Origin of the sequence: Parahaliea maris (assembly GCF_008064665.1) — a bacterium.
GTDB classification, from domain to species: domain Bacteria; phylum Pseudomonadota; class Gammaproteobacteria; order Pseudomonadales; family Halieaceae; genus Parahaliea; species Parahaliea maris.
This window is the reverse complement of record NZ_VRZA01000001.1, coordinates 796365-809771: the sequence shown is the minus strand read 5'-3', so window position 1 is coordinate 809771 and position 13407 is coordinate 796365. Positions and strand designations below refer to the sequence as shown.

The window sequence follows — 13407 nt, the reverse complement described above, 5'->3', positions numbered from 1 at the left end:
CCTCAGCCGGGCACCCCTGAGCCGGGCGCCGTTGTTCGGTTGCGGCGCTGCTACAGCCGTTCCAGGTAGCTCTGTAATTCCAGCGGCGAGATCCGGCGCCGGAACTCCTCTATTTCCTGGGTCTTGGTGAGACTGAAAATGCGCTGCAGTTCGCCGCCCAGGGCGTCGCGAATGAAGTCAGAGTTGCGAAACTGCTCCAGGGCGTCGTGCATGTACACCGGCAGGGCCGGTACGCCCTGTACGCTGTAGCCGTCGCCGCTGGTGGGCTTCGGCGCGGGGATTTTCTGCTCCATCCCCTCGAACATGGCCCCCAGGATGACGGCGAACAGCAGGTAGGGATTGGCGTCGGCACCGGCCACCCGGTGCTCCAGCCGTCGGGAGGCGTGGCTGCCCGCAGGCACCCGAACCGCTACGGTCCGGTTTTCATAGCCCCAGGTCGGGTAGATGGGGGCGTGGGAGCCGGGCTGGAAGCGGCGATAGGCGTTGTAGCTGGGCGCGAAGATCGCCACCGATTCGGGCATGTGGCGCAGGCAACCGGCGATCGCGTGGTGGAGCAGGGCGGTGCCGCGCTCGGTGCCGTCATCGAAGACATTGACGCCGTTCTCGTCCAGCAGGCTGCAGTGCACGTGCATGCCGTTGCCGGCCTCGTCCTCGAAGGGTTTGGCCATGAAGCTGGCCACCAGGTTGTACTTGGCGGCGACGCCCTTGATCAGCCGCTTCATCATCATGATCTGCTTGGCCGCCAGCACCGGGTTGTCCACGTGCTGCATATTGATTTCGTACTGGGAGGGCGCGGATTCCTTGACCACGCCGTCGAAGGGCAGGTCCTGTATTTCACAGGCCAGGCGCAGGTCTTCCATCATTTCGTGGTGCTGGTTGAGCACGTCCAGGCCGTACATGTTGCCGCCCACCGGGAGGCCGCCGGCGGGGGCAGGGCAGCTGTGGCTGGCCTGCCCATCGGTCATATTGACCAGGCTGAATTCGAGTTCCGCCGCCACCACTGGTGTCCAGCCCGCTTCCTGGAAGCGTGAGACCACCTGTTTCAGGACATGGCGGGGGTCGCCCAGGTAGGGGGTGCCGTCGGCCTCGAACATGGAGAGCATGATCTGCCCGTGATTGCCGCCGGAGGCCCAGGGAGTGGGCAGCAGGGAACCTTCCACCGGCCGGCAGATGCCATCGGCATCGCCAAAGGCAAACACCAGCTCCTCGACGTCCCTGCCCCAGATGTCGAGGCTGAGGGCGGTTTTGGGCAGCTTGAGCTCACCTTCGAAAATTTTGCCGAGTTTGTGTCGTGGTACCCATTTTCCGCGCATGACGCCGTTGAGATCGGGGAGCAGAGCCTCGATCGTGTTGATTTCGGGATGGGCCCGCAAGAACCAGTCGGCTTCCAGGGACATCGGGGCTCCAGCGTGATGGGTAGTCATGACTATTACAGTCGCTCCCGCATTGCTCAATACCCCGGATTGGGCAGCTTGCCACCCAACCCGCGACCGTTCACCTGCCTCGAGTGAGCCCTAGCGCGGCGCCATGTAAACGCTGAGCGGGTCGTCGCCAGCGGCCTCACCCAGGCAACTCATGGCATTGATGAACAGGGAAAAGAGGTCCGTCTGGGAGCTGACGTCGAGTTTGCGGTAGATGCTCTTGCGGTGCCTGCGCACGGTTTCCACCGCGATCTCCAGTTTCTCGGCAGAGGTGTCGGTGCCATAGCCCCTGAGCATCATCTCCAGCACGGCTTTTTCCCGTGGCGACAAGAGTGAGGCGCCGAAGGTGCGGAACGCCAGGTCAATCTGGTGGTTGATGCCCGGCTGTATCAGGTTGGTCACCGCGAAATCGTGGTGCTCGGAGTGCCGCTTGAGCAGTTCCGAGACCGGCTCCGCCAGCAGGTAGAGGTTTTCGTACTCGTCGTCGCTGAATTCGCCGTTCTGGGGCAGCCGCATCATGCTGAGGTTAATCACGTTCCCCGCGTGCAGGCGCGCCAGGTAGACCGCCTCGTCGACGGTGCCGGTGTCGGCGTAGTAGTCCTGGTAGTAGGGCGATTCCCTGAGCTTGTTGTGGGTGATGCGCGAGAGACGGTAGATCTTGGCCCGGGGCTGGTTCATCGATGCCTGGTAGAACGGATCTTCCCGGTAGGGGCCCTCGAGGTACTGGTCGATCTGGGAGGCGACTGCCCTGGGGGGGATCTCGTGATAAAGCACCCGGGGGGGAAGGTCCCGGTGGTAGAGCCAGATCTGCGGATAATCGATGTGGACCTGTCCCCGCACCGCGTCCACCAGGGCGGGGAAGAAGCGGTCAGTGCCCAGCGCACTGATGGCGAGTGAAATGTCCCGATTCCATTTGCTCAGCTGGCTTATCGTTGTCATCTTGCTGTTATGAAGTCGCGCCCCCGAGGGCCCAGTGTGGGGAGCCGGTATGTCGATGTCAATTCCCGGGGGCATTCCGCGAAACGCGCGGCCGGTTCAACTGCTTGTAAAACGGGGCTTTCGGGCCCGACTGAAGGGGCTATACACTGCCCCTACTGTTGGAAATGGATGGTCTCTCATGAGATTCGGTGATATCCCCGTGCGGGACACGGTGCCTGCCGGCTTCATAGAAGCGCTGCTGGCCCAGGGCGAAGCCGCTGGTTGCGAGCGCGAGTCACTGCTGCGTGCGGCCGCCTTTCCCTTTGACCCGCTCCGCGGCTGCAGTGCCACCCGCCCCAACTCGGCCCAGAGCTATTCACGCCTTGCCAGTGCCCTGTTCAGGTTGCTCGATGACGAGGCCGGGGGCAGCATGCCCGACGGCCCGACCCCGGCGGGTACCGCCCGCCTGCTGGCCTACAGCGTGCTGGGCAGCCCCAGCCTGGGTTCGGCCCTGCATCGGGCAATGGAATTCAATCGCTGCTGCCGCCTGCCCCGGGACCGGGAGGTGGTCAACTCACTCGAGGTCGACGAAGAACTCCGCGAGGCGACCCTGCGCTACTGGATGGCCGGGTCGGACCGGGCCCAGCAGCGACTGCTCTGTGGTCTGGCGGTGTGGCTGCGTTTCTGCGGCTGGCTGATTGGCCAGCACATCGACATTGTCAGTGCCCGCTGTGCTGCCTCTGCGCCGGCGGAGTCGCGGGAGTTGCGGCACTTCTTTCCCTGCCCGGTCACCTTCGGGGCAAAGGACAACGCCGTGGTGTTTTCCGTGCGCCATCTGGAGGCGGAGCTGGTGCGCACCGAGGCGGACCTGTGCCGTTACCTGCGTGAAGCACCCTACTATCTGGTGGTGGCGCCCAAACCCAGTGCCCTGAGCATTACCCACCGCATCCGCGAACTGTTGGGCGAGGACTTCCGCTGTGAAATGCCGAGCTTCGAGGAATTGACCGGCCTGCTCAATATGTCTGCCCGAACCCTTCGGCGGCGCCTGGAGCGGGAGGGGACCTCCTATCAACGGATCAAGGACAACGCCCGCCGGGACCAGGCCATCGCCCTGTTACAGCAGGAGGGGGTGACGGTGAGTGAAGTGGCGGAACGGGTCGGTTTCTCCGATCCCAGCGCGTTTCACCGCTCGTTCAAGAAATGGACGGGTGAATCCCCGGGGGCATTCCGCCTCCAGGACTTGTAGCGCCCAATTCGGGCGTCGGCTCAGGGAGCCCAGTAGAGTGGCTCAGTGCGCCAGCGGGTCTTCCAGGCGCTTCTCACCTTGTTGCTGTAGCGTTTACTGCCACTGCTGCCGTTGTAGGCCGCCAGGGCCCGGTGCAGGTGGCCGTCTTCCCGCTGCAGGTAGAACTGCAGGATGCGGCAGCCGTATTCCAGGTTGGTGAGGTTGTCGGTGAGGTTGTCGCCCGGGCGCCCGATCTCGTTTTTCCAGAAGGGCATGACCTGCATCATGCCCTGGGCGCCCACCCGAGACACGGCAAAGCGGTCGAAGTGGCTCTCCACTTCAATGACGGCCAGGACCAGTTCGGGTGGCAGTTCGGCCCGGGAGGCCGCGGCGTGTACCTGGCGCAGCAATTCAAGCCGCTGTGCCGGGTCATCGACGAAGCGGGTCAGGCGTGCGGACATATCCACCAGCCAGACCTCGGCGTCGTAACGATCGTCGAAACTGTCACTGCTGCTGATGGTGCTTTCCAGGAACTGCCGCAACTCGGCACGCTCCTGGGGGTCACTCGGCTGGGCGACGACGAAGGGGAGCCAAAGCCCGCCCAGCAACAGGGCGAGGCCGCTGCGGCGAAGCTGGCGCCGCAGCACGCTCAGCGTCCCAGCTTCGCCATTACCGTATCGAAGGTATCGTCGCGTGCCAGCAATGCCGGCTCCTCGTCGCGGCGCCCCTTGTATTCCAGCTGGCCCTCCGCCAGGGCGCGATCGCCCACTACGATGCGGTGGGGTATGCCGATCAGCTCCATGTCAGCGAACTTCACGCCCGGGCGCTCGTTGCGATCGTCCAGCAACACGTCGACGCCGGCTTTCCGGAACTGCTGGTAGAGGGACTGCGCGCACTCGGCGACAGCTTCGGATTTCTGCATGTTCAGCGGCACGATGACCAGCTCGAAGGGGGCCATTGCCGCCGGCCAGATGATGCCCTTGTCGTCGTGATTCTGCTCGATGGCCGAGGCCACGATGCGGCTGACGCCAATGCCGTAGCAACCCATGCTCATGGTGACGCTCTTGCCATTTTCGTCCAGCACACTGGCATTCATGGCTTCGCTGTATTTGGTGCCCAGCTGGAAAATGTGGCCGACCTCGATGCCGCGCTTGATCTGCAACTGACCCTGGCCGTCCGGGCTGGGGTCGCCCTCGACCACTTCGCGCAGGTCCTCCACCCGCGCCAGGGGGCAGTCCCTCTCCCAGTTCACGCCGCTCAGGTGAACTTCGTCGCGGTTGGCGCCGCAGACAAAGTCCGCGAGGTGGGCCGCACTGCGATCGACGATAACGGGAATGGACAGTCCCACTGGGCCCAGGGAGCCGAACCCGGCGCCCAGCGCCTTGCGCACATCGGCTTCCTCCGCCATTTGCAGGGGATTGGCGATGCCCGCCAGTTTCTCGGCCTTGATTTCGTTCAGGCTGTGATCGCCGCGCAGTACCAGGGCCACCAGTTCGCCTTCCTCTTCACCGGCTACCACCAGGGTCTTCACCGTGGTGGCGGCATCGACATCGAGGAACACAGCCAGGTCTTCGATGGTTTTGACGCCGGGAGTCGCCACCTCGGCCATGTCGGCAGACGGGGCAGGGCGCTCGCCCGCCGGGGCGACGGCCTCGGCCATTTCCACGTTGGCGGCGTAATCGCTCTGGTTGCTGAAGGCGATATCGTCTTCGCCGGAATTGGCCAGTACGTGGAATTCGTGGGAGGCGCTACCGCCGATGCTGCCGGTATCGGCAATGACCGGGCGGAATTCCAGGCCGAGACGGGTAAACACATTGCTGTAGCTGCGGTGCATGACCTGGTAAGTCTGTTCCAGCGAGGCGTGGTCGGCGTGGAAAGAGTAGGCGTCCTTCATCAGGAATTCGCGCGAGCGCATGATGCCAAAGCGCGGGCGGATTTCGTCTCGCACCTTGGTCTGGATCTGGAACAGGTTCAGCGGTAGTTGCTTGTAGCTTTTTATCTCGTTGCGCACGATATCGGTGATGACTTCTTCATGGGTAGGGCCCAGGCAGAAGTCGCGACTGTGGCGGTCCTGGATGCGCAGCAGCTCCGGGCCGTACTGTTCCCAGCGGCCGGATTCCTGCCATAGCTCTGCCGGCTGCACTACCGGCATGCTCACTTCCAGTGCGCCAGCCGCTTCCATTTCCTCGCGCACTACATTTTCGACCTTGCGCAATACCTTCAGGCCAAGTGGCAGCCAGGTGTAGAGTCCGGAGGCGAGTTTGCGAATCAGGCCGGCCCGCAACATGAGTTGGTGGCTGATGACTTCGGCGTCCGCGGGGGTCTCCTTGAGAGTGGTAATCAGGTACTCGGAGGTGCGCATGGTGGGTCCAGTGAGAAGTAAAAAAAGGGGCGTGTATTCTACGTCTGAACGCGATTTCGGTACAGCGCGGCCAGGTTGGAGTCTGCCGCTGCAGAGGAGTGGTGAGCAATTGAGAAGGTGAAACGGCTCTCACACCTGAAAAAATAGGGTTTATTTACGCAGATTGCTTCTAAAACGCTTGTATTGCAGCTTTTCATGTTTTATACATTTGTGCGTGCCTGGCGTTGGCGCTGTTTCCGCAGTACGGGGGGCGGGGCAGGCATAACACTCACTCTTAACGAAGGAAGGTTGCATACAACATGGCTACCAAGAAAGCAGCAGCTAAGAAAAAGGCTCCGGCCAAAAAAGCAGCGGCCAAAAAAGCTCCGGCCAAGAAGGCAGCAGTGAAAAAAGCTCCGGCTAAAAAAGCCGTAGCCAAGAAAGCCGCGCCGGCTAAAAAGGCCGCTACTGCGCTCAAGGACAAAATGACCAAGAGCCAGATCGTTGCCAATATTGCCGAAACCACCGGGCTGTCCAAGAAGCAGGTGGGCGATGTGTTTGGTGAACTGGAATTGCTGATCGAGCGCAGCATCAAGAAGCGTTCCGTGGGTGAGTTCACTCTGCCTGGCCTGATGAAAATCACCACTGTGAAGAAGCCCGCTCGCAAAGCGCGCAAGGGCATCAACCCCTTCACTGGTGAAGAAACCACCTTCAAGGCCAAGCCGGCCAGCGTCGCGGTTAAAGTGCGTCCGCTGAAGAAAATGAAGGAATTCGCCGCCTCCTGAGGCGCGTTCCCCCCCCCGTTTCCCCGCGGCCCTTGCCCGCGGGGGAGCGAACTCCGGCCCCGCGCAGGTCTCTGGCAGCGCGGCGGGCTGACTCCCCCCTGAAATTCCCTTTCTGCACACTTCTTGGCCTGTTTCCCTCCATGGGGTAAAATCCGCGCCTCGATTTTTCTCTGTTGTCATCGTTCCAGCGGCGAGCAAACCACATGCCTATTTACGAATACCAGTGCCAAGCCTGTGGCAAACCCCACGAGGCGCTGCAAAAAATCAGTGATGCGCCACTGCAGGACTGCCCTGCCTGTGGCAAAGCGGAGCTCAAGAAGAAGATTTCCGCGGCCGGATTCCGGCTCAAGGGCGGTGGCTGGTACGAGACCGACTTCAAGACCGGCAGCAAGAAGAACCTGGCTGGCGGTGGCAGCGACGGGGCGGCCCCTGCCGCCAAGAGCGACAGTGGTAGCAGCAAAAGCAGTGGCGGCGAGAGCAGCCCGGCCTGACGTGGCCCGGCTCGGCTCGGCCTGAAACGGCCAAAAGTGGCCAATCCCGATGATCCTGGGCCTGCAATGACGGGCCTCACCTGACAAGCAATGGAATCCTGAGTTATGCGCAGTCATTATTGTGGCGCCCTTGGCACCGGCAACATCGACGAAACCGTTACCCTCTGCGGGTGGGTGGACCGTCGCCGCGACCACGGGGGTGTCATTTTCCTCGATCTGCGCGACCGTGAAGGTATTGTCCAGGTGGTTTTCGACCCGGACACCGAAGAGCACTTCCAGCGGGCCGACCGTGTTCGCAGTGAATATGTGTTGAAGGTGACCGGCCGGGTGCGTGCCCGCGGCGAGGGTACCGTCAACCCGAATATGGCTACCGGTGAGATCGAGGTGCTCGGCAAAGAGCTGGAAATCCTCAATTCTGCCGCCACACCTCCCTTCCAGCTCGACGAGCACACTGCCGTGGGCGAGGATGTCCGCCTCAAGCATCGCTACATGGACCTGCGCCGCCCGGAGATGCAGAACAAACTGATGCTGCGGGCGCGTATCACCTCCGCGGTACGCCAATTCCTGGACCGTGAGGGTTTCCTCGACATCGAAACCCCGATCCTGACCCGGGCCACTCCGGAAGGCGCCCGCGATTACCTGGTGCCGAGCCGGACCCATCCCGGGCACTTTTTCGCACTGCCCCAGTCGCCCCAGCTGTTCAAGCAGCTGCTGATGGTGTCGGGCTTCGACCGCTACTACCAGGTGGCCAAGTGTTTCCGGGATGAGGACCTGCGTGCCGATCGCCAGCCGGAATTTACCCAGATCGACATCGAGACCTCCTTCCTCGGCGAGGAAGAGATCATGGGGATTACCGAGCGCATGATCCGGGAGCTGTTCCAGAATGTGCTGGACGTCGAACTGGGTGAGTTCCCGCACATGACCTATGCCGAGGCCATGGAGCGCTTTGGTTCCGACAAGCCGGACCTGCGCATCGCAATGGAGCTGGTCAGTATCGACGACCTGATGCAACAAGTGGACTTCAAGGTCTTCCGCGGACCCGCCGACGACCCCAACGGCCGGGTCGCTGCGCTAAAAGTACCGGGCGGTGCCAGCATCAGCCGCAAGGAAATCGACGATTACACCAAGTACGTCTCCATCTTTGGCGCCCGGGGCTTGGCCTGGATCAAGGTCAACGACCTGGCGGCCGGTATCGAGGGCCTGCAGTCCCCCATCCTCAAGTTCATGCCCGACGAGGTCGTGAACCAGATGATGGAGCGCCTGGAAGCCAAAGACGGCGATATTATTTTCTTTGGCGCCGACAAGACCGGCGTGGTCAACGAGTCCCTCGGTGCCCTGCGCCTGAAGGTGGCCGAGGACCAGGGCCTGGTGGCCGAAGGCTGGGCGCCCCTGTGGGTGGTGGACTTCCCGATGTTCGAGGACGATGGCAACGGTGGCTGGACCCCGCTGCACCACCCCTTCACCGCTCCCTCCTGCAGCCCGGAAGAGCTGCAGGCAAACCCCGGCGAGGCACTGTCCCGGGCCTACGACATGGTGCTCAACGGTACCGAGCTGGGTGGCGGCAGTGTCCGTATCCACCAGCGCGACATGCAGGAAGCGGTGTTCACCCTGCTGGGTATTGGCCAGGAGGAGGCCGAAGAGAAATTTGGTTTCCTGCTCAATGCCCTGCAATACGGTGCGCCGCCCCACGGTGGCCTGGCCTTCGGCCTCGACCGCCTGGTGATGCTGATGACCGGGGCAGCGTCCATCCGCGAAGTGATCGCCTTCCCCAAAACCCAGACCGCGGCCTGTGTCATGACCGACGCGCCTGGCGAGGTCGGTGCCCAGCAGCTGCGCGAGCTGAATATCCGCCTGCGCCAGAAGCAGCAGGAGCAGGGCGAGTAGGTCGCGCCGGGAGTGGGCGCGACCGCGGGTGGCCGGGCTGCCCTTCAGTAAACGGTATAAATGAGGAGAGACGCGCATGGCTGGCCATAGCAAGTGGGCCAATATCAAGCACCGCAAGGCGGCTCAGGACGCCAAGCGGGGAAAAGTCTTTACCAAACTGATCCGCGAACTGGTGGTGGCTGCCAAGCAGGGCGGCCCGCTACCGGAAGACAATCCGCGGCTGCGCACGGCCATGGACAAGGCGCTGGGCGCCAATATGACCAAGGACACCATCGAGCGCGCTATCGCTCGCGGTGCCGGCAGCAACGACGCCGACAACATGGACGAGCTTACCTACGAGGGTTATGCCCCCGGCGGTGTGGCGGTGCTGGTGGAGGTGATGACCGATAACCGCAATCGCACGGTGGCGGAGGTGCGACATGCCTTCACCAAGCGCGGCGGCAACCTCGGCACCGACGGTTCCGTTGCCTACCTGTTCACCAAGAAGGGCCAGATCAGCTTTGCCCCCGGGGTCGACGAGGAATCTGTCATGGACGTTGCACTGGATGCCGGCGCCGAGGATATCGAGTCCAATGACGACGGCTCCATCGATGTCACCACGCCCTGGGAGCAGTTCACCGCGGTGAAGGATGCCCTTGAGTCCGCCGACCTGGTTCCCGAGGGGGGTGAAGTCACCATGGTGGCCTCGACCACCGTGCCTCTGGATCTGGACAGCGCCACCTCGGTGCTGGGCCTGGTCGATGCGCTGGAAGACCTGGATGACGTCCAGAACGTCTACACCAACGCCGATATCCCCGACGAAGTTTACGCCAGCCTCTGACGGCTTTTTTGCTGCCAGCAAAGGCTTCGGGTAGTGCGCCCGGAAGCCTGATGCTGTATATATGTACAGAATAAACAGACAGGGCAGCGGGCAGCGCAAACTATGGCGGTCATCCTGGGGATAGACCCCGGCTCACGGAAAACCGGCTTCGGCATCATCCAGTTCGAGGGCGGTCGGGCCGGCTACATTACCTCCGGTGTCATCCGCCTTCCTGCCGGTGAACTGCCCGAGCGCCTGGGTATCATTCACCAGAGCGTCACCGAGCTCATCGAAACTCACTGCCCCCAGCAGCTTGCCATCGAACAGGTGTTCATGGCCAAAAGTGCCGGCTCGGCCCTCAAGTTGGGGCAGGCCCGGGGTGCCGCCATTGTCGCCTGTGTTGCGCAGCAACTGGCAGTGTCAGAGTATTCGGCCCGCCAGATCAAGCAGTCGGTAGTGGGTACCGGCGCCGCTGACAAGGCCCAGGTGCAGCACATGGTGAAGGTGTTATTGCGTCTGCCGGCGGAGCCCCAGGAGGACGCGGCCGACGCCCTGGCGGCGGCCCTGTGTCATGCCCACACGCAACAAAGTATGATCAATATGGCCGGCGCCACCTCGGTGCGCCGGCGACGCCTGCGTTAAGCGCGGCTCACAGCAAGGTAAAAAAGAAGCAGTCTATGATCGGCAGGATTCGCGGCACACTCGTTCACAAGCAACCCCCGGATATCCTCGTGGAGGTGGCCGGCGTGGGTTACGAGCTGCAGGTGCCCATGACCACCCTGTTTCAGTTGCCCTCGCTGGGCACCGAAGTGACGCTGGTGACCCACTTCGCTGTGCGCGAAGACGCACAGCAACTCTATGGTTTTATCGATGAGCGCGACCGCGGCCTGTTCCGGCAACTGATCCGGGTTAGCGGGGTCGGGCCCAAGCTGGCGCTGACCATTCTCTCCGGAATGGATGCCACCAGTTTTGCCCGCTGTGTGCAGCAGGGCGACATCTCGTCCCTGGTGGCCTTGCCTGGCGTTGGCAAGAAAACCGCCGAGCGCCTGCTGGTGGAAATGCGTGACAAGCTCAAGGGCTGGCTGGAGGAGATGGGCGACGACAGCGCCAGCGCGGGGATCGCCCCGACCCCTCGGCCCACGGACAAGATTGCCGACGCCGAGGGCGCACTGATTGCCCTGGGCTACAAGCCCGCAGAGGCCAGCCGGGCGGTGGCAGCTGTCAACGATGACAGCGTGGAGAACAGTGAAGAGCTGATTCGCCGCGCGCTGAAATCCATGGTTGCCGGGTAAAGGTATTCCGACGTGATTGAAACCGACCGCCTTATCGCCCCCGAAGCGCGCGAGCGCGAGGACGCCCAGGATCGCGCCATCCGCCCGAAGACGCTCGCCGAATACGTGGGCCAGCCTACGGTGCGCGACCAGATGTCGATCTTTCTCGAGGCGGCGCGCGGGCGCGGCGAACCGCTGGACCACACCCTGATATTCGGCCCCCCCGGCCTCGGCAAGACCACCCTGGCGACCATTATCGCCAACGAAATGGGTGTGTCCCTCAAGACCACCTCCGGCCCGGTGCTGGAGAAGGCCGGTGACATTGCCGCCCTGATGACCAACCTCGAACCTGGCGACGTGCTGTTTATCGACGAGATTCACCGCCTCAGCCCCTACGTGGAAGAAGTGCTGTATCCGGCGATGGAGGACTACCAGCTCGATATCATGATCGGCGAGGGACCGGCGGCGCGCTCTATCAAGCTGGATCTGCCGCCCTTCACCCTGGTGGGCGCCACGACCCGCGCGGGCCTGCTGACCTCGCCCCTCAGGGATCGATTTGGCATCGTGCAGCGCCTGGAGTTTTACCAGGTGGGGGATCTGGCGCATATCGTTGAGCGCTCCGCCAACATTCTCGGCATTGGCATCGAAGCCGCCGGGGCGGCGGAGATCGCCCGCCGGGCCCGGGGTACGCCGCGGATCGCCAACCGCCTGCTGCGCCGGGTGCGGGATTTTGCCGAGGTAAAGGCCGACGGTACGATCACCGCGGAGGTGGCCGATAAAGCGCTGGATATGCTCAGCGTCGACAACCGCGGTTTCGATCACCAGGACCGGCGCCTGTTGCTGGCGATGATCGAGAAGTTCGATGGCGGCCCGGTGGGCGTGGACAGCCTGGCGGCGGCCATCTCCGAGGAGCGCGGCACCATCGAGGACGTGCTGGAACCCTACCTGATCCAGCAGGGCTACATGGTGCGGACCCCCCGTGGACGCATGGTGACCCGCAATGCCTACCTGCACTTTGGACTGCCGGCACCACGGGCCGGGCAGCAGGATGCCAACCTGGTGCTCGACCTGGGCACAGGTGCGGAGCCAGGCGAGTCGTGAGTGACGCGGAATTTTCCTATAAGCTGCGAGTCTACATAGAAGACACCGATGCCGGCGGCATCGTGTATTACGTAAACTACCTGAAATTCATGGAGCGGGCGCGTACCGAGATGATGCGTTCGCTGGGTTTCGGCAAGGATTATATTTTCAACCACGACCTGATGTTCGTGGTGCGCGATGTAGCGGTAAAGTACTTGCTGCCGGCGCAACTGGATGACGAACTGGAGGCCACCGCCACAATAAGGGAATTGCGGGGGGCCACCATGCGTTTACATCAAAGCGTAAAGCGCGACGGCCGGCCACTGGCCGAGGGCGAAGTGACCATCGCCTGTGTCGATCGCGCGGGAGTGAAGCCGCGGCGCCTGCCGCGGGAGATGCTGGAACGGCTGCGGATACAGCAGGCCGCCGGGACTGAAGGGGAAGTCTGAGTGGAAGAACAACTGAGTTTGATTGACCTGGTGCTGCATGCCAGCCTCACCGTGCAACTGGTGATGGGCATACTGCTGATGGCGTCAATGGTGTCCTGGTACATGATCGTGCAGCGCATCATCTATTTTCGTAACTCGCAGGACGACATGATCCGCTTCGAGGAGCAGTTCTGGTCGGGCATCGACCTCTCCCAGCTCTATCGCGAGGGCAATGAGCGCGCGGCAGAGGGCCACACTATCGTCGGCATGGAGAGCATCTTCCGGGCCGGCTTCAAGGAGTTTTCCCGCCTGGCCCAGCAGCAGGGCATGGACTCGGAGGCGGTGATCGAGGGCTCCCGCCGTGTGATGCGGGTCGCCATGCTGCGTGAAGAGGAGCGTCTCGAGCGGCACCTGCCCTTCCTCGCTTCGGTGGGCTCAACCAGCCCCTATATCGGCCTGTTCGGGACGGTGTGGGGCATCATGCACTCCTTCCGCGGGCTCGCCAATGCCACCCAGGCCACCCTGGCCACGGTCGCCCCCGGGATTTCCGAGGCGCTGGTGGCCACCGCGATGGGCCTGTTTGCCGCGATTCCGGCGGTGATGGCCTACAACCGCTTCGCCGCCAAGGTGGATATGTTCACCAACCGCTACGACACCTTTGTCGACGAGTTCTCCAGCATTCTCTACCGCCAGGCCTACGCCCTGCGGTCCCGCGAGCAGAAGGCGGGATAGGAGCGCATCGTGGGGAGGTCCAATAAAAAGCA

General features: G+C 62.8%; 14 protein-coding genes. 10 read left to right on the top strand and 4 right to left on the bottom strand.

From position 1 onward, the window contains the following. Positions 1-50: 50 nt before the first annotated feature. Positions 51-1397, bottom strand: coding sequence for a glutamine synthetase family protein (locus FV139_RS03590; protein WP_148066844.1), 1347 nt, complete (start codon positions 1395-1397; stop codon positions 51-53). A gap of 117 nt (positions 1398-1514) precedes the next feature. Beyond that, positions 1515-2360 (bottom strand): response regulator transcription factor, encoded by an 846-nt coding sequence (locus FV139_RS03585; RefSeq protein ID WP_148066843.1) that lies wholly within the window; start codon positions 2358-2360, stop codon positions 1515-1517. A gap of 178 nt (positions 2361-2538) precedes the next feature. Here FV139_RS03585 and FV139_RS03580 point away from each other — a divergent pair, with 178 nt between their 5' ends. Beyond that, complete coding sequence (locus tag FV139_RS03580; protein ID WP_187276380.1) at positions 2539-3585, top strand: AraC family transcriptional regulator; 1047 nt, start codon at positions 2539-2541, stop codon at positions 3583-3585. Positions 3586-3605: 20 nt separating this feature from the next. Here the strand turns inward: FV139_RS03580 and FV139_RS03575 are convergent, their stop codons facing one another. Together FV139_RS03575 and FV139_RS03570 are read right to left on the bottom strand one after the other, a co-directional pair. Then, complete coding sequence (locus tag FV139_RS03575) at positions 3606-4169, bottom strand: lytic transglycosylase domain-containing protein (RefSeq protein WP_235898535.1); 564 nt, start codon at positions 4167-4169, stop codon at positions 3606-3608. 44 nt (positions 4170-4213) lie between these two features. Beyond that, positions 4214-5926: a proline--tRNA ligase gene (locus tag FV139_RS03570; RefSeq protein ID WP_148066840.1), complete on the bottom strand. Its 1713-nt coding sequence runs from the start codon at positions 5924-5926 to the stop codon at positions 4214-4216. 299 nt (positions 5927-6225) lie between these two features. On the opposite strand from FV139_RS03570, the gene FV139_RS03565 reads away from it, so the two are divergent. The 9 genes from FV139_RS03565 (at position 6226) to tolQ (ending at position 13375) form a co-directional block, all read left to right on the top strand. Next, the gene (locus FV139_RS03565) at positions 6226-6690 is read left to right on the top strand and encodes an HU family DNA-binding protein (RefSeq protein ID WP_148066839.1); all 465 of its coding nucleotides are present in this window, start codon (positions 6226-6228) and stop codon (positions 6688-6690) included. Positions 6691-6893: 203 nt separating this feature from the next. Next, positions 6894-7181 carry an FmdB family zinc ribbon protein gene (locus FV139_RS03560; RefSeq protein ID WP_148066838.1) on the top strand — a complete coding sequence of 96 codons (288 nt, stop codon included), beginning with the start codon at positions 6894-6896 and terminating at the stop codon, positions 7179-7181. Positions 7182-7286: 105 nt separating this feature from the next. Then, positions 7287-9065, top strand: a complete 1779-nt coding sequence (aspS, locus tag FV139_RS03555) for an aspartate--tRNA ligase (protein ID WP_148066837.1) — start codon at positions 7287-7289, stop codon at positions 9063-9065. Positions 9066-9141: 76 nt separating this feature from the next. Further along, a complete protein-coding gene (locus FV139_RS03550; protein WP_148066836.1) occupies positions 9142-9885 on the top strand; it encodes a YebC/PmpR family DNA-binding transcriptional regulator in 744 nt (247 codons plus the stop codon). Positions 9886-9987: 102 nt separating this feature from the next. Next, a complete protein-coding gene (gene ruvC, locus FV139_RS03545; RefSeq protein ID WP_148066835.1) occupies positions 9988-10506 on the top strand; it encodes a crossover junction endodeoxyribonuclease RuvC in 519 nt (172 codons plus the stop codon). Between the two features lie 35 nt (positions 10507-10541). Continuing rightward, positions 10542-11156, top strand: coding sequence for a Holliday junction branch migration protein RuvA (gene ruvA / locus FV139_RS03540; protein ID WP_148066834.1), 615 nt, complete (start codon positions 10542-10544; stop codon positions 11154-11156). Positions 11157-11168: 12 nt separating this feature from the next. Next, positions 11169-12236 (top strand): Holliday junction branch migration DNA helicase RuvB, encoded by a 1068-nt coding sequence (gene ruvB / locus FV139_RS03535; RefSeq protein WP_148066833.1) that lies wholly within the window; start codon positions 11169-11171, stop codon positions 12234-12236. After that, on the top strand, positions 12233-12664 hold the full coding sequence (gene ybgC / locus FV139_RS03530) for a tol-pal system-associated acyl-CoA thioesterase (RefSeq protein ID WP_148066832.1): 432 nt from the start codon (positions 12233-12235) through the stop codon (positions 12662-12664). Before ruvB ends, ybgC begins: the two co-directional genes overlap by 4 nt. Beyond that, a complete protein-coding gene (tolQ, locus tag FV139_RS03525) occupies positions 12665-13375 on the top strand; it encodes a protein TolQ (protein ID WP_148066831.1) in 711 nt (236 codons plus the stop codon). Positions 13376-13407 lie beyond the last annotated feature (32 nt).

Coding starts and splice junctions, on each gene's coding strand:
- FV139_RS03560 (WP_148066838.1), top strand. CDS start 6,894: ATGCCTATTTACGAATACCAGTGCCAAGCCTGTGGCAAACCCCACGAG.
- FV139_RS03585 (WP_148066843.1), bottom strand. CDS start 2,360: ATGACAACGATAAGCCAGCTGAGCAAATGGAATCGGGACATTTCACTC.
- FV139_RS03550 (WP_148066836.1), top strand. CDS start 9,142: ATGGCTGGCCATAGCAAGTGGGCCAATATCAAGCACCGCAAGGCGGCT.
- FV139_RS03565 (WP_148066839.1), top strand. CDS start 6,226: ATGGCTACCAAGAAAGCAGCAGCTAAGAAAAAGGCTCCGGCCAAAAAA.
- FV139_RS03590 (WP_148066844.1), bottom strand. CDS start 1,397: ATGTCCCTGGAAGCCGACTGGTTCTTGCGGGCCCATCCCGAAATCAAC.
- ruvC (WP_148066835.1), top strand. CDS start 9,988: ATGGCGGTCATCCTGGGGATAGACCCCGGCTCACGGAAAACCGGCTTC.
- FV139_RS03580 (WP_187276380.1), top strand. CDS start 2,539: ATGAGATTCGGTGATATCCCCGTGCGGGACACGGTGCCTGCCGGCTTC.
- FV139_RS03570 (WP_148066840.1), bottom strand. CDS start 5,926: ATGCGCACCTCCGAGTACCTGATTACCACTCTCAAGGAGACCCCCGCG.
- ruvA (WP_148066834.1), top strand. CDS start 10,542: ATGATCGGCAGGATTCGCGGCACACTCGTTCACAAGCAACCCCCGGAT.
- aspS (WP_148066837.1), top strand. CDS start 7,287: ATGCGCAGTCATTATTGTGGCGCCCTTGGCACCGGCAACATCGACGAA.